20 protein-coding genes and 2 tRNA genes are annotated in these 18,923 nt (G+C 67.4%); 12 read left to right on the plus strand and 10 right to left on the minus strand.

Annotated elements, in window-relative coordinates:
• Positions 1–5 precede the first annotated feature (5 nt).
• Positions 6–79 (minus strand) — tRNA-Pro (locus ACRCUN_RS15990).
• Between the two features lie 125 nt (positions 80–204).
• Here ACRCUN_RS15990 and ACRCUN_RS15995 point away from each other — a divergent pair.
• The 3 genes from ACRCUN_RS15995 to ACRCUN_RS16005 all read left to right on the plus strand — a co-directional run bounded on the left by ACRCUN_RS15995 (position 205) and on the right by ACRCUN_RS16005 (position 2,606).
• Positions 205–278: transfer RNA gene (locus tag ACRCUN_RS15995), tRNA-Gly, on the plus strand.
• Between the two features lie 296 nt (positions 279–574).
• On the plus strand, positions 575–1,747 hold the full coding sequence (locus ACRCUN_RS16000; RefSeq protein WP_462142598.1) for a serine hydrolase domain-containing protein: 1,173 nt from the start codon (positions 575–577) through the stop codon (positions 1,745–1,747).
• A 52-nt stretch (positions 1,748–1,799) separates the two neighbouring features.
• The gene (locus ACRCUN_RS16005; protein WP_462142599.1) at positions 1,800–2,606 is read left to right on the plus strand and encodes a DUF1542 domain-containing protein; all 807 of its coding nucleotides are present in this window, start codon (positions 1,800–1,802) and stop codon (positions 2,604–2,606) included.
• Positions 2,607–2,613: 7 nt separating this feature from the next.
• Here the strand turns inward: ACRCUN_RS16005 and ACRCUN_RS16010 are convergent, their stop codons facing one another.
• From ACRCUN_RS16010 to ACRCUN_RS16025, 4 genes are all read right to left on the minus strand, one after another.
• Positions 2,614–4,305 (minus strand): cation:proton antiporter, encoded by a 1,692-nt coding sequence (locus ACRCUN_RS16010; protein ID WP_462142600.1) that lies wholly within the window; start codon positions 4,303–4,305, stop codon positions 2,614–2,616.
• 62 nt (positions 4,306–4,367) lie between these two features.
• Positions 4,368–5,162, minus strand: a complete 795-nt coding sequence (locus tag ACRCUN_RS16015) for an Fpg/Nei family DNA glycosylase (RefSeq protein WP_462142601.1) — start codon at positions 5,160–5,162, stop codon at positions 4,368–4,370.
• A 3-nt stretch (positions 5,163–5,165) separates the two neighbouring features.
• The gene (locus ACRCUN_RS16020) at positions 5,166–5,645 is read right to left on the minus strand and encodes a ribose-5-phosphate isomerase (RefSeq protein ID WP_462142602.1); all 480 of its coding nucleotides are present in this window, start codon (positions 5,643–5,645) and stop codon (positions 5,166–5,168) included.
• Positions 5,646–5,663: 18 nt separating this feature from the next.
• A complete protein-coding gene (locus ACRCUN_RS16025; RefSeq protein WP_462142603.1) occupies positions 5,664–6,221 on the minus strand; it encodes a TetR/AcrR family transcriptional regulator in 558 nt (185 codons plus the stop codon).
• 85 nt (positions 6,222–6,306) lie between these two features.
• Between ACRCUN_RS16025 and ACRCUN_RS16030 the strand changes: the two genes are divergently transcribed.
• The gene (locus tag ACRCUN_RS16030; protein WP_462142604.1) at positions 6,307–7,227 is read left to right on the plus strand and encodes an aldo/keto reductase; all 921 of its coding nucleotides are present in this window, start codon (positions 6,307–6,309) and stop codon (positions 7,225–7,227) included.
• On the opposite strand, the gene ACRCUN_RS16035 is transcribed toward ACRCUN_RS16030, so the two are convergent.
• The 4 genes from ACRCUN_RS16035 to ACRCUN_RS16050 are packed head-to-tail and all read right to left on the minus strand — an operon-like array spanning position 7,183 to position 10,732.
• Positions 7,183–8,142, minus strand: a complete 960-nt coding sequence (locus ACRCUN_RS16035; protein WP_462142605.1) for an isopenicillin N synthase family dioxygenase — start codon at positions 8,140–8,142, stop codon at positions 7,183–7,185. The genes ACRCUN_RS16030 and ACRCUN_RS16035 overlap by 45 nt on opposite strands.
• Complete coding sequence (locus ACRCUN_RS16040) at positions 8,139–8,585, minus strand: nucleoside deaminase (RefSeq protein WP_462142606.1); 447 nt, start codon at positions 8,583–8,585, stop codon at positions 8,139–8,141. Before ACRCUN_RS16040 ends, ACRCUN_RS16035 begins: the two co-directional genes overlap by 4 nt.
• A complete protein-coding gene (locus ACRCUN_RS16045; protein WP_462142607.1) occupies positions 8,582–9,982 on the minus strand; it encodes a purine-cytosine permease family protein in 1,401 nt (466 codons plus the stop codon). Before ACRCUN_RS16045 ends, ACRCUN_RS16040 begins: the two co-directional genes overlap by 4 nt.
• A 60-nt stretch (positions 9,983–10,042) precedes the next feature.
• A complete protein-coding gene (locus ACRCUN_RS16050; protein WP_462142608.1) occupies positions 10,043–10,732 on the minus strand; it encodes a GntR family transcriptional regulator in 690 nt (229 codons plus the stop codon).
• A 196-nt stretch (positions 10,733–10,928) separates the two neighbouring features.
• Here ACRCUN_RS16050 and ACRCUN_RS16055 point away from each other — a divergent pair, with 196 nt between their 5' ends.
• The 8 genes from ACRCUN_RS16055 to ACRCUN_RS16090 are packed head-to-tail and all read left to right on the plus strand — an operon-like array spanning position 10,929 to position 18,204.
• Positions 10,929–11,750 carry a transporter substrate-binding domain-containing protein gene (locus ACRCUN_RS16055; RefSeq protein ID WP_462142609.1) on the plus strand — a complete coding sequence of 274 codons (822 nt, stop codon included), beginning with the start codon at positions 10,929–10,931 and terminating at the stop codon, positions 11,748–11,750.
• Positions 11,751–11,783: 33 nt separating this feature from the next.
• Positions 11,784–12,446 (plus strand): amino acid ABC transporter permease, encoded by a 663-nt coding sequence (locus ACRCUN_RS16060; RefSeq protein ID WP_462142610.1) that lies wholly within the window; start codon positions 11,784–11,786, stop codon positions 12,444–12,446.
• Positions 12,446–13,153, plus strand: coding sequence for an amino acid ABC transporter permease (locus ACRCUN_RS16065; protein WP_462142611.1), 708 nt, complete (start codon positions 12,446–12,448; stop codon positions 13,151–13,153). Before ACRCUN_RS16060 ends, ACRCUN_RS16065 begins: the two co-directional genes overlap by 1 nt.
• The gene (locus tag ACRCUN_RS16070; protein WP_462142612.1) at positions 13,150–13,878 is read left to right on the plus strand and encodes an amino acid ABC transporter ATP-binding protein; all 729 of its coding nucleotides are present in this window, start codon (positions 13,150–13,152) and stop codon (positions 13,876–13,878) included. The genes ACRCUN_RS16065 and ACRCUN_RS16070 overlap by 4 nt, the downstream gene beginning before the upstream one ends.
• A 1-nt stretch (position 13,879) precedes the next feature.
• Positions 13,880–15,469 carry an N-acyl-D-amino-acid deacylase family protein gene (locus tag ACRCUN_RS16075; protein WP_462142613.1) on the plus strand — a complete coding sequence of 530 codons (1,590 nt, stop codon included), beginning with the start codon at positions 13,880–13,882 and terminating at the stop codon, positions 15,467–15,469.
• 37 nt (positions 15,470–15,506) lie between these two features.
• A complete protein-coding gene (locus tag ACRCUN_RS16080) occupies positions 15,507–16,643 on the plus strand; it encodes a mandelate racemase/muconate lactonizing enzyme family protein (protein WP_462142614.1) in 1,137 nt (378 codons plus the stop codon).
• A complete protein-coding gene (locus tag ACRCUN_RS16085) occupies positions 16,640–17,254 on the plus strand; it encodes a bifunctional 4-hydroxy-2-oxoglutarate aldolase/2-dehydro-3-deoxy-phosphogluconate aldolase (protein ID WP_462142615.1) in 615 nt (204 codons plus the stop codon). Before ACRCUN_RS16080 ends, ACRCUN_RS16085 begins: the two co-directional genes overlap by 4 nt.
• Positions 17,251–18,204 carry a sugar kinase gene (locus tag ACRCUN_RS16090; protein WP_462142616.1) on the plus strand — a complete coding sequence of 318 codons (954 nt, stop codon included), beginning with the start codon at positions 17,251–17,253 and terminating at the stop codon, positions 18,202–18,204. The genes ACRCUN_RS16085 and ACRCUN_RS16090 overlap by 4 nt, the downstream gene beginning before the upstream one ends.
• Here the strand turns inward: ACRCUN_RS16090 and ACRCUN_RS16095 are convergent.
• Positions 18,201–18,809, minus strand: a complete 609-nt coding sequence (locus tag ACRCUN_RS16095) for a mycothiol-dependent nitroreductase Rv2466c family protein (RefSeq protein WP_462142617.1) — start codon at positions 18,807–18,809, stop codon at positions 18,201–18,203. The two genes, ACRCUN_RS16090 and ACRCUN_RS16095, sit on opposite strands and share 4 nt — an antisense overlap.
• Positions 18,810–18,923: the final 114 nt, after the last annotated feature.

An 18,923-nucleotide genomic window follows, 5' to 3' on the forward strand; every position in this document is an offset into this window, starting at 1 on the left:
GTGAGTCGGGGTGACAGGATTTGAACCTGCGGCCTTCCGCTCCCAAAGCGGATGCGCTACCAAGCTGCGCTACACCCCGTGTCCGTGGTCGATCCGCCAGCCGACACGCCCGCGAAAAGGACCACGCGAGATACTACGTGCTGGCGACACGGAGCATTCAATTGGATTTGATTCGGGGCACACCGGTACAGTGCTGGTGCACATGCGGGCGTAGCTCAATGGTAGAGCCCTAGTCTTCCAAACTAGCTACGCGGGTTCGATTCCCGTCGCCCGCTCCAAGAAACCGCCCGCATCGGGCGGTTTTTTATTGCCATCGCCGGGTGTTCTCGGCCGTTGCGGGCGTTTCGCACGCCACAGTGCCATCGGCCGATGTCATAAATGAGCAGCACAAGGTCGCCCATCACGGCTCAGTCTCGAATCACTTCCGATTCGTCTCGGCTGCTGCGTTCCCGAAGACCTCGACCTACATTGAGTAACAGGCGGGGGTCCCCGAGCGATCTTGAAACCGACGGCGCGCGTCGACGTTGAAACGCGCCCCATGCCGCCAGACCTGTGCAGGAGTCCAATGCCCGAGATGAGCACCATCGCCGGCAGCTGCGCACCGGAATTCGGCGCTGTCCGCGACGCGTTCGAGCAGAACTTCGCCGAGCGCGGTGAGATCGGCGCCGCGGTCGCGGTGTGGGTCGAGGGTGACCTGGTGGTCAATCTCTGGGGTGGGCAGGCGGACGCCGCTGGCAACCGTCCCTGGCGTGAAGACACCCTGGCCAGCATCTTCTCCGGGTCGAAGGGCCTCACCAGCACGTGTGTGCACCTGCTCGCCGACCGTGGTGAGCTGGACCTGAACGCTCCGGTCGCCCGCTATTGGCCGGAGTTCGCGCAGTCAGGCAAGCAGGACATCACCCTGGCGATGGTTCTCGGGCATCGGTCGGGGGTCATCGGCCCTCGGGAACCCATGGACTGGCGCGACGTCGCCGACTGGGACGGCGTGTGCGCACGCATCGCCGCTGCCGAACCGTGGTGGCAACCGGGCACCGCGCAGGGCTATCACGTGGTCACGTTCGGGTTCATCCTCGGTGAGGTGATCCGCCGGGTCACCGGCCGAACGCTGGGCCAGTATCTGCGCACCGAGATCGCCGAGCCACTGGGCATCGACGTACACATCGGGCTGCCTGCCGTCGAACACCACCGCTGTGCGGACATGGTGAACAAGCCGACCGTGCAGGGCCTGTTGGCCGACAGCGGGTTCGTCGCACCGCCGGACGCGTTGGACGTCCACCCGATGGCCGGCTGGGCCGTGTCGATGAACTTCGTGCCCGATGACGAACTCGGTGTGCACTGTCTCGACACCTGGCGGTCGGCCGAGTTCCCGAGCACCAACGCCCACGTGTCGGCCTTGGGCATGGCGACGTTCTACAACGCGCTGGCCCAGGAGAAACTGCTGAGCCGTGAGCACATGGAGTTGTGCCGGGTGTCGCAGGGCGGCTTCGACACCGACGTGGTGCTGGGCCCGCGGGTCGCCGACCATGGCTGGGGCCTCGGCTACATGCTCAACCAACGCGGCGTCGCAGGACCCAATCCCCGCACGTTCGGACACGGCGGATCGGGCGGCTCGTTCGCGTTCGTCGACCTCGAGCACCGCATCGGCTACGCGTACGTGATGAACCACTTCGACGCGACGAAGTGCAATGCCGATCCCCGAACCGTCGCGCTGTCCAACGAGGTCTACTCCGCTCTGGGCGTAATTTAAGGGCCTGCTCACAGACCCGGAAACACCGTTTCCTGTAGGTACGCTGGACGCCATGAACGGCTTCGTGCTGGTACTGATCATCCTCGTCATCGCCGCGATCGCGTTCGTGGTCTACAGCTCGTCGAAGGCGAACGGCCGCCGCTCCGCGGAGACGCTCGCCGACGCGAAGGCCGATGCACGGCGCGTCATCGAGCGGCTCGGCGGGCAGGTGCTCAACCTGACCGGCAGCGACGACGCCGCCAAGCAGGCCCTTGCCGACGCGTCGGAGCGCTACACCGCGGCGTCGTCCCAGATCGACCAGGCCACGACCGTCAAGCAGGCCGCACTGGCCAAGGAGAGCGCGATCGAGGGGCTGTACTACGTCCGTGCCGCCCGCACCGCGATGGGTATGGACCCGGGACCCGAACTCGAATCGCTCGCCGGGCAGCGCACCGCGGGCGCGGTCACCGAGGACCGGCGCATCAACTTCGAGGGCCGCGAGATCGAGGCCTCCCCCACGCCGTCACAGCGCACGCCGAACTACTACCCCGGCGGCCGGGTCGCCGGGCGGCCGGTGCCCGCGGGCTGGTACTCCGAGCCGTGGTGGAAGCCCGCGCTGATCGCAGGCGCCTGGGGTTTGGGCTCGGTGCTGCTGTTCGACGCGCTGTTCTCCGGCATGCACGGGGTTGACTACGGCGCACAGGGTTTCGAAAGCGGTTACGGCGACGGCTATTCCGACGGATTCGCGGCCGGCCAGGATTCCGGAATGGACGGCGGCGGTGACAGCGCCGGCGATTGGGGCGGCATGGACACCGGCGGCTGGGACGGCGGCGGCGATTTCGGCGGTGGCGACTTCGGTGGGGATTTCGGCGGCTTCTGACGCCTGATCAGAGCCGGCTGTCGAGCCGCGCCGACACCCCGGCCTCCTGCAGATCGAGGCGTTCGAGCATGGCCCGCGCCGCTTCGTCCTCGATGTGGCCCGCATCGCGCTCGGCGATGAGCGCGGCCCGCTGCGCGGACAGCACGTCGCGGTAGAGCGACGAGAACACCGCGGCCCGCTTGGTGAGCGCCTCCGGGTCGGGCATCTCGTCGGCGTCCTGTGAGTGCCGCGCGATCATCGCGTGAATCTCGGCCGCCACGCGAGGGTTCAGGCCTGCGGGCGGATGCGCCAGGAACTCCGCGAGGACGACGTCCGCGGCGTCATGGACCACGCGCTCGGCCTTGAGTTCCTCTTCGCGGTCGGCCGCGTGATCGTCCGAGAAGCGCGACAGATGCAGGCGCCGGATGAGCCACGGCAGCGACCAGCCCTGGATCAACAACGTGCCGACGCTCACCACGAACGCGATCGCCTGGATGGTGGCACGCTCGGGAAACGGCTCGCCCGTGACCGTCGTGACCGGTATGGCCGCGGCGGCGGCCAGCGTCACCACGCCGCGCATCCCCGTCCAGGACACCACCACGTTCTCGCGCCAGCTCAACGCTCGCCGGTCGATCATGGTGCGCCACTTGGCCTTCGGCTTGTTGCGCGGCTTGACGCCGAGCGCGCCACGCCCCCCGCTCGCCGGTACGGGCACACTGAATTTGTTCTCCATGTGCCGGGAGAGCTTGTTACGCCCGAATATTGCGAACACCGACAACGGCCGGATCACCAGAACGATCAGCAACACGATGGTCGACGCGACCGCGACCTCGGCCAGCGACTCGTGGGCCTGCCGCAGATCCTCCAGCACGAACCGCAGATGCAGTCCGATGTAGGCGAACACGAACGCCTCCAGCAGCACGTCGACCGAGTTCCACACATACCGCTCCTGCAGCCGGGTCTGATAGCCCGCGCCCAGATTCCCGTTGCCGACCACGAACCCGGCCACCACGACAGCCAGCACGCCGGACGCATGCAGTTCCTCTGCCGCGATGAATGCCGCGAACGGCACGACCAGACCCTGGATGGTCTCCAGGCCGGGATTGGCCAGCCGCTTGCGGATCCACAACGTCACATAGCCCAGCACCGCACCGACGATCGGCCCGACGGTGGCGCTGTAGCCGAACAACAGGAACGGGTTCTCGATGAATGTGTGACCGCCGGCGACTTGAGCGACCGCGATCGAGAACAGGGTGAGTGCCGCGGCGTCGTTGATCAGGCTCTCGCCGGTGAGGATCGCCATGACCCGCTTGGGCAGACCGAGTTTGCGACCGACCGCCACGGCGGTGACCGCATCGGGCGGCGCGACGATCGCACCGAGCACGAGGGCCGTCGCAAAGGTCAACGGCACCACCACCAACCACGACGACACCGCCGCGACCGCGAAGGCCGTCACCACAACAAGGCCGACACCGAGGCCGAGGATCGGACGGATGTTGCGCATGAATGTGGGGAACGAGAAGTCGAGCGCGGCCGAATAGAGCAGCGGGGGCAACACCACGGTCAGCAGGATGTGCGAATCCAGTTCGGGCGGTTCGAACTCCGGCAGGAACGACACCGCACTGCCGATCACGACGATGATGAGCGCGGGTTCCAGACCCCGCCGGTGCGCGATGGCCGTGACGACGATGGCTCCGACGACGACGAGGATCAGTTCCACCCCGAGATTGTCCCGTCAAACAGCGTCGCGTGCCCGACGACGGAATCCAGCGGAATGCGGCGTCAGGCCTGGCAGGTGGGGCACCAGAACAGGTTGCGCCCCTCCAACTCCGCGGTGCGCACCGGTGTCGCACACACCCGGCACGGCTCCCCCGCCCTGCGGTAGACGTACGTACGAGGCCGCCCGGTCCGGTACGACGGGGCACCGTGGTCGTGTTCGGGTCGCACGACGACGATCTTTCCGCGGCGCACCCCCACCTTCATCAGCTCGACCAGGTCGGTCCACATCGCGTCGAACTCCGCCTGGTCCAACCGGGTTCCGGGCAGGTGCGGGTCGAGGCGGTGGCGGAACAGGAGCTCGCTGCGGTAGACGTTGCCGACGCCGGCGATCACCGCCTGATCCATCAGCAATGCTCCGATGGGTCTGCGGGACTTGGTGATTCGCTTGCAGGCCAGCGCGGGGTCGGCATCGGGACGGAGCGGGTCGGGACCGAGTTTGGCGACGACGTCGACGATCTCGGGTTCGGCGATGAGCTCGCAGACGGTCGGACCGCGCAGATCGGTTCCGTACTCGGCGCCAACCATGCGCATCCGCACCTGGCCGACCGGTGCGGGTAACGGCACGGGCGCCTCGGTGAACGTGCCGTACAGCCCGAGGTGGATATGGACCACCCGGCCACCGTCGTAGTGGTGGAACAGGTGCTTACCCCATGCGGTCGCGCGTTTGAGGACGTGCCCGTTGACCGCGGCCGCGCCGTCGGTGAAGCGGCCCTGCGGGCTCGACACCACGACGGGGGCGCGGCCGAAGCGGCGTTGATGCAGCCGGGCCAGCCGGTGCAGGGTGTGCCCTTCCGGCACGTGTCAGGCCGGGGCGCCCGGAACCGGCGGCGCGACGTGGGTGCGCTCGTACTCAGCCATGATGTCGATCCGGCGCTGGTGCCGCTCGGCCTCCGACCACGGTGTGGACAGGAACGCGTCGACGATCGCGAGTGCTTCCTCGGTGGTGTGCATGCGGCCGCCGATACCGATCAGCTGCGCGTTGTTGTGCTCGCGGGCGAGCTTCGCGGTCTCGACACTCCAGGCCAGCGCGCAGCGTGCGCCGGGCACCTTGTTCGCGGCGATCTGCTCACCGTTGCCTGAGCCACCGAGCACGATGCCAAGGCTGCCGGGATCGGCCACGGTCTTCTCGGCCGCGGCGATGCAGAACGCCGGGTAGTCGTCGTCGGCGTCGTAGGTGTACGCCCCGCAGTCGATCGGCTCGTGGCCGGTCTTCTCCAAATGCTCGATGATCGTTTTCTTGAATTCGAGTCCGGCATGGTCGGCACCGACGTAGACGCGCATGGCGGTAACCCTAACGCGTCAGCGGCCCGGCTTTGCGCCCGCTCTGACGCCGGCCGCCAGGAGGTCGAGCATTCGCTGCGCCTGCTCGGCCGAGCCGCTCGCGAGGAAGATTCCGAGCAGGCTCGACACGACGTCCTCGGCACGGACATCGGCGCGCACACTGCCGTCGGCGGCGCCCGCTTCGAGCAGCAGCTCGACCGCCCCGACGATGCTCATGCGGGTGTCGTTGTGATCGACGGCCCCGGATTCGAACACGGCCCGCAGCGACTCGGCCATCCCCCGCTTCGCCGCGACGAACTCGGCGTAGCGGTTCATCCACTGACGTAACGCCACCGTGGGCGGGTTGGAAGCCAGGAGTTCGGTGGCCGAGGAGGAGACCTCGGCGAGTTCAGCACGGTAGACGGCCTCGATGAGCGCCTCGCGACTGGGAAAGTGCCGGTACAGCGTGCCGATGCCGACGCCGGCGTCGCGGGCGATCGCCTCGAGGGATACGACGCCGTCCGCCGCCGCGAAGGCGGCCGCCGCGGCCGCGAGAAGCCGTTCGCGGTTGCGTTTCGCGTCAGCCCGTTCCGCCATAGCGGAGGCACCTCCGTTTTGTTACGGTGAAGAAGCGGAGGTTCCTCCGCATCGGTTTTCCAGTATCGCAGTTCAGGAGCACAGCATGGGCACATCGCATCCCGGCGGCATCGGCACCATCGGCGAGCAGGCGGTGGCGCGCATCGGCTACGGCGCCATGGGGCTCGGACGCGAACTCCCTCACCGGGATGCCATCGCGGTGCTGCGCCGCGCCGCGGAGCTTGGCGTCAACCACATCGACACCGCGTCGTTCTACGACGACGGCGAGGTCAACCGCCGCATCCGGGACGCGCTGTCGCCGTATGCCGACGGCCTCGTCATCGTCAGCAAGGTCGGCGCGCGGCCCGCCACCGGCCGCATACCGCTCGCGCTGGCCCAGCATCCCGCCGAACTGCGTGCCGCCGTCGAGCTCGATCTGGCCCAGCTGGGTCTCGACCGGATCGCGGTGGTCAACCTGCGACGCGCCGACATCGGGCCCGGCGTGATCGCCGAGGGCGACCAGGTCGTCGATCTCGACGACCAGCTGGCCGAGATGATCGCGCTGCGTGACGAGGGCAAGATCGGCGCGATCGGTATCAGCAATGTCGACATCGACGCGCTGCGGCGCGCGCTGCCTGCCGGCATCGTGTGCGTGCAGAACGCCTACAGCGTGCTGAACCGCGAACGCGAAGCCGAACTGGCGTTGTGCGCCGAGCACGGCATCGCGTGGGTGCCGTTCTTCCCGCTCGGCTCGGCGTTCCCCGGCTTTCCGAAAGTCGCGGAAAACCCTGTGGTGCAACGTATCGCGGTCGAGCTCGGCGTCAGCGGCGCCCAGGTCGGGTTGGCTTGGCTGCTGGCCCACGCACCCAACACACTGTTGATCGCCGGGACCACGTCCGTCGAGCACCTCGAGGAGAACCTCCGCGCGGGCGACATCAACCTGACCGCCGATCACCTCGCCGAACTGGACGCGGCCGGGCAGTCACCCCACGGTGATGGCGTCGAGCCGTTCCTTGATGAACGCTGACGACGTAACGGGTTCCAGGCCCGACACGCGGCCGACGGGCGGCTCCAGCGGAGTCACCAACGCGTCATGGTTGGCCTCGTAGAAGTAGATCAGCGAAACCAGATCCTCTTCCGGCGCATGCGGTTGCGGCGGTAGCACCCGATGGCGTCCCGACGGCCAGCGGCGACCGCTCCAGTATTCGAGGAGATCGCCGATGTTGATCGTGAGCGCGCCCGGCTCCCACGGCGCGTCCTCCCAACCCTCGGCCTCGGAGTACACCTGCAGGCCGCCCGCGCCGGGCTCGCGATCCAGCACGGTCACGGTGCCGAAGTCGGTGTGCGGGCCGATCCGGAACTGGCCGGGCTCGGGCTCCCCCACGACGCTCACCGGCGGGTAGTGGTTGATGTTCATCGTCCATGTCGGCCGGTCAGCAAGGGCCACAAAAGGATTGACCGACAGACCCAGCGCGTGGGCGAACAGTGCGAGCAGGTCGTCGGACAGCTTGCGCATCGCCGCGGTGTACTCGGCGACCAACGGCTGCAATGCGGGCACCTCGGCCGGCCACACGTTGGGCGCGAACCAGATCCGGTCGATGTCGGGGTCGCCGGTCGCGGTCTCGGCGCCCAGGCTGTAGCTCTCCTTGAGGTCGGGTGGGGTCTCGGTGCCTTCGGCGTAGCCGTTGGCCTCGGCACCGGGGCCGATCCAGCCGTGGCCACCGACCGGCACCGAGTAGCGCTGCTTGACGTCGGCGGGCAGGGCGAAGAACTCGCGGCTGGCCGCACGCACCCGGGCCGCCAGATCGGTGTCGACGCCGTGGCCGGTGACCACGATGAAGCCGGCCCGCTGCAGACCGGCGTCGACCTCGGCGGCTACCGCGTCCGCCTCGGCACCGCCGGCATACCAGCGCGATATGTCCACTGTCGCAATGGCACTCATTCAGCCACCCCGATATCCTCGTTCCATAGTTCGGGCCGTGCCGCGATGAACTCCTCCATCATCGACACGCACCGCTGATCTTCGAGCAGTGTGATCTGCACACCGTTTTCGGCAAGCCAGTCGTGGCCGCCGGAGAACGTCTTCGCCTCGCCGATCACCACCGCGCCGATGTTGAACTGGCGTACCAGACCGCTGCAGTACCAACACGGTGAGAGTGTCGTCACCATGACCGTCGACCGGTAGTCACGCTGCCTGCCTGCATTGCGGAACGCGTCGGTCTCACCGTGCACCGACGGGTCATCATTCTGCACGCGGCGGTTGCGTCCGCTGCCAAGCAGCACCCCATCGGTGGTGAACAGTGCCGCCCCGATTGGAATACCGCCTTCCGCCAAGCCCTTTCGGGCCTCATCCACCGCGACATCGAGCATCTGTTCCGGCGTCATGCCGCGGCCACCACGCGCTCGGCCTGGATCTTCGATCGGCACAGCGCCAGATAGCAACCCGCCGCGAGTGCGAATCCGACGAAGAAGCCGATGTCACCGAGCTCGGGCACCGCCCGCACCACATAACCCACGAACAACTCCTGGTTGCAGAACAGCAGCACCGACACCACCAGACCGATCAGGAACGACAGTAGCCCCGGCCAGTTGGAGTAATTGCGGTCATAGAGAAATCCGTCGACCCGGTGACCGCGGCGCAGATACTGATCGGCGAAGACGACGCCCAGCCACGGGCCGACCCAATAGGCGATCAGGAACAGGAAGCCCTTGTAGCTGGTGGCGGCGTCGGCAAGCGCCCACCAGGCGACGAGGAACCCGGCAACCCCGAATACCGCTGTGGCCAGCGCCCGCGCGATGTGGGCGGGCAACTTCACGCCGGTGGTGACGAACGCCATGCCTGCCGAGTAGACGTTGATCGCGTTCGCGGCGATGGCCCCGATCGCGATCGCCAGCAGCGTGGCTCCGGCCAACCACCCGGGCAGCGAGCTCGTGAACGCGTCGGTCGGGTTGTCGGTCGGCGCCGTCACGATGGTGACCGAGGCCGCACCGACGATCGCGAGAATCGTGCACGCCGAGAACAGACCGGCGGCGGCGAACAGTCCGGTGCGCACCGGCGAGACCGTACTGGGCAGGTAGCGGCTGAAGTCGGCGGCATAGGGCGCCCACCCGGCCACATAGCCGAACGTGGTTCCGACCGTCAGCAGGAAACCGCCCATGCCGCCCACGCCACCGTCGACCGCGGGTGCACCCAGGTCGGCCTTCGACATGATGATCACCGACGTGATCGCGAAGATCACGGCGAGCACCGGGAACGCCCAGCGCTCGAACGCCTGCACCAGATTGTGGCCGAAGAAGGCCAGCGCGGTCTGCACGGCCACCACGAGCACCAGCGCAGGCAACGCGCCGATGCCGAACAGCGTCGAGAGGGCGAATGCGCCGCTGACACTGTTGGTGGCGAACCAGCCGACGCCGGCGGTGACCGCCATCAGCACCGACGGCACCGCGTTGCCCCGGAAGCCGAACGGCAAGCGCCCCAACACCATCTGCGGCACGCCGAGCTGCGGCCCCCGCGCGGAGAGAAAGTAGTGCGCCAGCGCACCGAGGCCGGCGCCCACGATGATGCCTGCCGCGGCCTGCCAGAAGTTCATACCGAAATAGGAGACGGCGAGCACGCCAAGGAAGATGGTGGCGAATTCGAGGTTCGGCGACGCCCAGGTCCACAGCAGTTGGCTGGGGCGCCCGTGTCGATCGGCCTCGGCGATGTACTCGTTGCCGCCCGGCTCGACGGCTGCGATTCGGTCGCGATAGGAACCGTCGGTGGTGGGCTCGGGCGCAGTCATGCGTTACACCGTGGCGTGAACCGCGGTGTAACGCAACCTGAACGCGACAATACGGTGGCGTCAGTCCGGCTGGGCGGCCGCGAGGAGCTGCCGTGCGCTCGCGACGATGTGGTCGTCGAGCGCCGCCCGCCGGACGTCCGTCCCCCCGGCGATGATCGCGTCGAGCAGTGCGCGGTGCTCCTCGGGAATCGCGAACGGGCTCTCGTGCCGTTTGGCGAGCCGGAAGATCTGCATGCGGATGCGGGGTTGCACGCTGGTCCACAACTGCATGGCATGTTCGGAATGTGCGCTCTTGACGATGGTCTCGTGGAACTGCACATCGAGTTCGTTGAGCTGTTCGAGGTCGTCGGCGAGCGCGGCCTTGTCCATGAGCCCGACTAGGCGCTCCAGTTCGGCGAGCACCGCGGGGACGGCGCTGGCCTTTTCCACCGCGAATTGCTCGATGGCGAGCCGGACGGGTAGCAGCACGCCCAGCAATTCGTCGGGACTCACCGAGGCGACGAACGCCCCGCGGTTCGGAATGTGGTGGACCAGCCCTTCACTTTCCATCTGGCGCAACGCTTCTCGCACCGGGCCCGGGCTGGTCGACAAGTGGGCGGCCAACACGTCCTGCTTGAGCTGGGCACCCGGCGCCAGCACGCCTTTCACGATTTGCTCACGCAGCCAGTCGGCGATCTGATGCCGCCGCGAAGAAGCGAACGGGGCAGCGGCGGCCAGTGGTTCGACGGCCCCCAACACGTCCTCCGTCATACGGTCCTCTCCCTTCGCGACGGTCGCCCGCCGTACTAATCCTATGCAGCCACGCCGGGCGGCCAGACAACAAACACGGCGCACTGTTGCGTTGATTACAGATTATAGATAATCTCTGATCTACGCCATCCCGGCTCCGGGCAGACAGATCCACACCGATCCGGCAGCCGAAACCTCCCCTGAACAAAGGAAACTCATGCGCACAGGCATTCGTGTGGCGATCGCCGCGCTCGCCGCCACCGCGACGGTGTTCACGGCCGGCTGTACCTCTTCGGATCAGGCCGGCCCCGCGTCATCTCAAAACAGCGTCTTGTCGAAGGTGCTGAACTCCAAGAAGCTCACCGTGGGTGTTTTCGCCGACGCACCGCCATACGGCGTGATGAACAGCTCGGGTGAGTATGAGGGTTTCGACATCGACAAGGCGCGGGCACTGGCCGATTCACTCGGCGCCGAGGTCGAATTCGTCAGCACCACCAATGCCAGCAGAATCCCGATGCTCGAGACCGGCAAGGCCGACGTCGTCATCGCCGCGCTGACAAACCTCGACGAACGCGCGCAAGTGGTGGCCCTGACGAGGCCGTACGCGTCGGAAGGTCAGCTCGTCGTGGTTCCCGCCGACAGCGCGATCCGAAGCTACGACGACCTTGCGGGCCGCACGGTCGCCGCCACGCGCGGCAGCGTGCCCGCCACGATCCTGGAAGCCGAGTTCCCGCAGGCCAAGCCGAGCCTGTTCGAAGCCGTAGCCGACTCCATCCAGGCCCTGCGCAGCGGCAAGGTCGACGCCCTGATGGAAAGCACCGCCGTCGTGGCCGATATCCGGGCCAGCCAGGGCGACGCGGTGCGCGTCCTCGACGCGCCCGCACTGGCCCCGTCGTTCGTGTCCTTCGGCATCAAGATGGGCGACCAGCTCTGGCTCAACTACCTGAACAACTTCATCATGAACTACAACATCAGCAAGGCCGCCGATGAGTCATACAACAGGTGGCTCGGCATGGACGTCCCCGCGCTCATCAAGTAACCCGCTGCATCCCACCATCTTTCAGGACAACACATGCAGCTCTACTACGGGGACCTGGTCCCCTACCTCATTCCACTGCTCAAAGGCCTCGCGGTCAGCATCGGGGTGAGCCTGGTCGCAGCGGTCGTCGGCGGCGCATTCGGAATCCTGCTCTACACCGGGCGCACGTCCAAGGTGAGCATCCTGCGCGGCGCGTCGTCGGCCTACATCGAGGTCATCCGCAACACCCCCCTGCTGTTGCAGCTCTACCTCGTCTACTTCGCACTGCCGCAGGCCGGGGTCAACCTCGACCCGGTCGCGGCGGGCATCCTCGCGCTCAGTATCAACAACGCGGCGTACATGGCCGAGATCTATCGCGCCGGCTTTCAGTCCGTGCCGGCAGGCCTGCGTGAAGCGGGCGCCGCACTCGGGCTCAGCCCGCGCGACACGTTCTGGCGGGTGCTGTTCCCACCGGCGATGCGAAACGTCCTGCCGGCCATCACCAATCAGACGATCCTGCTGTTCCTGGCCTCGTCGATCACGTCGGTCGTATCCCTGCCCGACCTGATGCACGTGATGATGGGAATCACCTCGACCACGTTCCGCACCATCGAGGCGTTCACCGTCGGCGGCCTGCTCTACTTCGCGGTCGCGTTCCTCATCGCGAGCCTGTCGCGAATCGCCGAAACCCGGTTCATCAAGTGGAAGGTGGCGTGATGTTCGAAGGACTCGGCACGCAACATCTCTCGTTGATCTGGCACGGGGCGCTCGTGACACTCCAGATATGCGCGCTGTCAGTGCTTTTCGGCGGCCTGTTCGGAATCGTCATCGGCCTGATGTCCACCGGAACAATCCGGGCCCTGCGGTGGGTCGCCGCGATCTACGTCGCGTTGATCCGCGGCATCCCGGTATTGCTGATCATCTTCTTCGTCTACTTCGGCATACCGCTGATGGCCCCGGGCAGCAGCCTCTCGGAGTACTGGGCCGCGGTGATCGCGCTGTCGGTGTTCGCGTCGGCCTATATCGGCGAACTCGTACGCGGCAGCATCGAAGCGGTCCCCCGTGGGCAGTTCGAGGCCGCCGACGCACTCGGGCTGTCCTACGCCCAACGCATGCGCTGGGTCATCCTGCCGCAGGCCGCGCGGGTGATCGTGCCACCCGGTGTCGGTTTCCTGGTGATCCTGATCAAAGACAGCTCGTTGGTCGCAGTCATCGGTCTCATCGAGCTGACCCGTGCAGGCAATGTGGTCAGCTCGCTGACCGCCGATCCGATCACCACCTACCTCATCGTAGGCGCCGGCTATTTCGTCATCTGCTACGCGCTTTCGTCGCTCGGCCGCCGATACGAACGACGGCTCGGCATTCACGTCAAGGCGCCCGCGGTCGGCGAAACCCTCACCCTCACCACAGGAGCGAACAAATGATCGAGGTCGACGGACTACGGCTGAGCTTCGGCGACACCGAAGTGCTGCACGGTGTTTCGTGCCGGGTGGCCGAGCGCGAAGTGGTGTGCATCATCGGGGCGTCGGGTTCGGGCAAGAGCACGCTGCTGCGCTGCATGAACGGCTTGGAACGGCCGTCGCACGGCACGATCGTGATCAACGGGCACACCCTGGGACCCCACGAGAAGACCGCCGACCTCGCCGTGGTGCGCCGCGACGTCGGCATGGTGTTCCAGCATTTCAACCTCTTTCCGCACATGACCGTCACCGAGAACATCGTGCTGGCGCCGCGACGGGTGCTGGGACGCACCAAGACCGGGGCCGAGGAACGGGCCCGCGCCCTGCTGGGGCGAGTGGGTCTGGCCGACAAGGCCGATGTCTATCCCGATTCACTGTCGGGCGGCCAGAAACAACGCGTGGCCATCGCGCGTGCACTGGCCATGGATCCCAAGATCATGCTGTTCGACGAGCCCACCTCGGCGCTGGATCCCGAGATCGTCGGTGAGGTGCTCGCGGTGATGAAAGACCTCGCCGCCGACGGTATGACGATGGTCGTGGTGACCCACGAGATGGGGTTCGCCCGCGAGGTCTCCGACCGGGTGATCTACATGGACAAGGGCACGATCGTCGAAACCGCCAGCCCGACATCGATGTTCACCGCGCCGCAGGAGACCCGCACGCGGGAGTTCCTGAGCAAGGTGCTCTGAGATGCCGGCACTTGACTACTTGCTGACGGGCGCAGACATCGTCGACGGCACCGGGACGCCCGCACGACGAGCCGATGTGGGCCTGCGCGGGAACCGCATCGCGTTCGTCGGGTTGTCGCCCGACGTCCGAGCGGTCACCACACTCGACTGCGCCGGGAAGCTCATCACGCCAGGGCTGATCGATCCGCACAGCCACAGCGACTGGTCGGTGCTGGGCAATCCCGACGCGTTCAGCACGATCCACCAAGGCGTCACAACCGAGGTGGTCGGCAACTGTGGCGTCACCTATGCCCCGATCAGCGACGACGACGTCGACGCGACCGCGGGTGCCCTGCGCGCCATGGGCTACGACGGTCCGGTCGACTGGCGCAGCTTCGGCGATCTCGTGCAGCGAGTGCACTCCGGTCCGACAGCCCAGAATCTCATGTGGTTCGTGGGGCACACCGCGATTCGCTCCGCCGCGCGGTCAGCCACCGACCAACTGCGCGCGCAGATCCGCCTGCTCGATGAGGCGATGGAGGCAGGCGCGATCGGCTTCTCCAGCGGACTTGAGTACGGCGCAGGACGTTTCGCGGCCACCGCGGAACTCGTGACGCTCGCGCAGGCGGCAGGCCGGCGCGACGGCATGTATGCCAGCCACATCCGGAACCGCGACGCCGAGCTCGACACCGCCGTTGACGAGTTCTTCGCCGTCGTCGACGGCGGCCAGGTGCGGGCACAACTGTCGCACCTGAATGTGCGTCACGACACCGGCGCAGAATCCGGCGCTTGGGAACGTGCGGCCGAGCGCGTTGTCACCGAACGCCGGCGCGGAACCGACGTGCTGGCCGACATGACCCCCTACCCGCACGGTATCGGCATGGCCACCGGCTTACTGCCCGCATGGTTGGCAGAACGCCCCGGTGCCGAGGCTGCCGAGCTGCTCAAGGACCGGGAAGTCCGCGACCGGGTGCGCCACGACAGCGATCGCTACTGGCGGTTCGTCCACCGCGGCCAGTGGCACCGCGTGCGGCTCGGCGTCAGCCCGACCCACCCCGACTGGGAAGGACTGTGCTTCACCGAGATTGCCGAAAAACACGGCGCCGACGAATGGGAGTGCCTGTTCGACATCCTCGCCGCGGCAGGCGCCGACATGGGCAGCGTGCAGCTGATCGGCGACCTGTTCAGCGCAGGCCATCTCGCGGAGGCGATCGCGCACGACCACTTCCTGCTCGGGGTCGACGCGTTCACCACGTGCCGGCACGGCGCGCTCGACGGCCGGACCCGCAATCCGCTGTTCTACCACGGGCATACGCATTACCTGGCACACCACGTGCCGGGAGGCGTCCTGTCGCTTGAGACCGCTATCCACAAGATGACCGGCATGGTCGCCGAACACTTCGGCATGCGCGACCGGGGCGAACTGCGCGAGGGCGCGTTCGCCGATGTCGTGGTGTTCGACCCCGCGATCATCGACCGCACCGACACCTGGACGCTGCCGCGCCGATATGCCGACGCCGCCCGCCATGTGTGGGTGAACGGCGTGCCCGTCGTCACCGACGCCACCCACACCGGCCGCAGGCCCGGACTCATGCTCACCCACCGGCCGTGACAACACGGTCACATCATCCCGAGGAGCTCTACAACACATGAAGATCACCGGTATTCAGACGTGCGGGCTGCGCGGCGCCACGCCGGAGGGTGGCTGGTCCAACGAACTGCGCCCCGACGACGTCGTGCACACCCTGGTCGCCGTCCACACCGACAGCGGCCAGGTCGGCATCGGCAGCGCCTTCACGACCGAAGGTCTGGTCGCCGCTGCCGTGGATGTCCTTGCGCCGCAACTCATCGGGCAGAGCGCACTGGAAGCCGAGCGGCTGACCGAGACGTTGCACCAGAGCGCGTTCTGGATGGGCCGCGGCGGCTCCCTCACCCACGCGACGAGCGCGATCGACATCGCGCTGTGGGACCTGGCCGGCCAGGCGCTCGGTCAACCGGTAGGGCGGCTGCTGGGCGGCCGCTACCGGGAGCGGGTGCGGCCCTACGCCTCGGTGCTCATGGATGAAGCGCCGGTCATGACCGAAAACCTCTCGCAGCTGGCCGATCAGGGCTTCACGGCATTCAAGATCGGCTGGTGGAAGTTCGGCCGCGTGGACAGCGAGACCGACGAGCGCACCGTGGCCGCGGCCCGCGAAGCCGTCGGCGACCACATGCTGGCGGTCGACGCCGGTGGATCCGAGGCATTCTTCCCCGGCGGATTGTACTGGGCCAAGCGCACGGCCGACATGCTGGCCGATTACGGCGTCGCGTGGTTCGAGGAGGCGCTGGCACCTGACGACGTCGACGGATTCGTCGAGTTGAGGCGGCATTCCAAGGTGCCCATCAGCGGCGGCGAGGTGCTGACGCGGCGGCAGACGTTCTTGCCGTTCCTCGACGCGGGAGCATTCGACATCGTGCAACCCGACACCACCAAGGGCGGCGGCCTGAGCGAGTCGCGCCGGATCGGCTGGGCCGCGCAGGACCGCGGCGTGCGGCTCATCCCGCACGGCTGGAACACCGCGATCGGGTTGGCCGCCGACCTGCATCTGGCGTCGGCACTGGCCGCGACCGACTTCGTCGAATACAAGACCGGGTCGGCCTACATCGACGAACTCGTCAGCGGCGGATGGGATCTCGACAGCGAAGGCATGCTCGCGGTGCCGGGCGGGCCCGGGCTGGGCGTGACTTTGGACCGGACCGCCCTGGAGCGCTACGGCACGCGTCCGACGTTCGCCGATGCCCGATGAGTGAGGTGTTCGATCACCGCGTCATCCCCCTGGCGACCGTGCAGGAGCCGAGTCACGTCGATGTGATCGGCGACGGACTCGTCGACGGCGGCCTGCCCGTGGTCGAGGTGGGATTGCGCGGTGAGCACGGTCTCGCCGCCATTCGCCGGCTGGCGGCCCGCGGCGATCTCCTGGTCGGGGCCGGAACCGTCCGCACGGTCGAGCAAGCGCGCGCCGCAATCGACTCGGGCGCGCGGTTCGTGGTGTCACCCGGGCTGCACGACGACGTGGTGGGGTTCGTCACGGCTGCCGGGCTGCCGACCATTCCGGGCGTGCTCAGCCCGACCGAGGTGAGCGCCGCGGCGCGACTCGGTCTGCGCCGGCTCAAGCTCTTTCCAGCCGCCGCGGTCGACGCCACGGCTCTGCTCACCGCCTACACCGCAGTGTTTCCCGACGTCGCGTTCATGCCGTCGGCCGGCGTCACGGCCGCTTCCATGGCCGAATTCCTTTCCCAGCAGGCGGTTTTCGCCGTCAGCGGCAGTTGGATCACGGCCCGTGCGGCCGACGGTTCGGACGCGGTCGCCGACGCGGCCAGGGACGCCGTCGCCATCGCCGCGGGAGTGCGACGATGACGTTCGACGTCGTCACGATAGGTGAGAGTCTGGGCCTGCTCACCGCGCCGCGGTGCGGACGCCTGCACCACAACCCCGTGCTGCGCCTGGGATTCGGCGGTGCGGAAAGCAATGTCGCCATCGGCGTCGCCCGGTTGGGCGGCTCGGCGGCCTGGATCGGGCGGATCGGCGCCGACAGTCTGGGCGAATTGATTCTGCGGGAACTGCGCGCCGAGAGCGTGCACCCTTTCGCGGTGCTCGACCACGATGCCGCGACGGCACTCATGATCAAGGAACGACCCCATCCGGGCACGTCGCAGATCAGTTACTACCGCCGTGAGCAGGCCGGCAGCCGCCTACGGCCCTGCGACGTCCCGGCCGCCGCCGTCGCCGACACGAAAATCCTTCACATTACCGGGATTTCAGCGGGTTTGGGCGAAACCCCGCTGGCCGCCGCGCATGCCGCGATCGATCTCGCCGCCGCGGCGGGGGCCACGGTGTCGTTCGACGTCAACCACCGCGACGCCCTCTGGAGCGACCGTGATGGCGCTGCGAGCGCCTATCGTGAGTTGGCGCGTCGAGCCGACATCGTGTTCGCCGGCGAGGACGAGGCGCGGCTGCTCACCGACGCCGACACACCCGATGGACAGCTCGATGCGTTGTTGGGCATGGGCGTCGAATGTGCCGTGGTCAAGCGCGGCGCCGAGGGCGCGGTGGCCGCCACCGTGGGCGGGCGTTGCTCGGCGCCTGCCGTGCCGGTACCGGTGGTGGACACCGTGGGTGCCGGTGACGCGTTCGTCGCCGGATGGCTGGCAGAGCACGCCCGTGGCGCAGACGTTCGGCAGTGCCTGGCTACCGCGGTCGCCTGTGGGGCCTTCGCGTGCACCGGCGAAGGCGACTGGGAATCCGCACCCACGCGCGAAGACCTGCGGTGGCTACGCGAGGGTGCGGCGGACCCGGTGCGGCGCTAGTCGAATTCCGGGCGTTCGGTACGCGTGCGCTTGAGCTCCCAGAAATGTGGATACGACGCGAACGTCACCGACGCGTCCCACAGCTTGCCTGCCTCTTCGCCACGCGGGATGCGGGAAAGGACCGGGCCGAAGAACGCGACGCCGTTGACGTGGACGGTCGGTGTGCCGACGTCTTCGCCCACCGCATCCATCCCGGCATGGTGGCTCTTGCGCAACGCTTCGTCGTACTTGTCGGTCTTGGCGGCCTCGGCCAGTTCGGCGGGCAACCCGACCTCGTCGAGGGATTGCGCGATCACCTCGTCGAAGTCCTTGTTGTCGAGATTGTGGATACGGAAGCCCATCGCGGTGTAGAGCGGCGACAGGATTTCGGGGCCTTTGAGTTGCTCGGCGGCGATCGCGACCCGGACCGGGCCCCAGGCCTTCTTCATCGCCTCCTGGTACTCCTCGGGCAGATCGCGGCCCTCGTTGAGCACGGCCAGGCTCATCACGTGGAACTGCACCTCGATGTCACGCACCTTCTCGACTTCGAGAATCCAGCGCGAGGTGATCCAGCACCACGGGCACAGCGGGTCGAACCAGAAACCTGCGACATCTTTTTGAGCCATCAACGTGTCCTCTCGATGCGAACTGGACAGAACTCCGTTCAGCACAACTTCGCGTGCCGCCGGACTGTTCCCGTCATGCCCCCACAATCCTGATCTCGGTAGCGCACCGGCGCC

It is taken from the genome of Mycobacterium venezuelense (assembly GCF_054919535.1).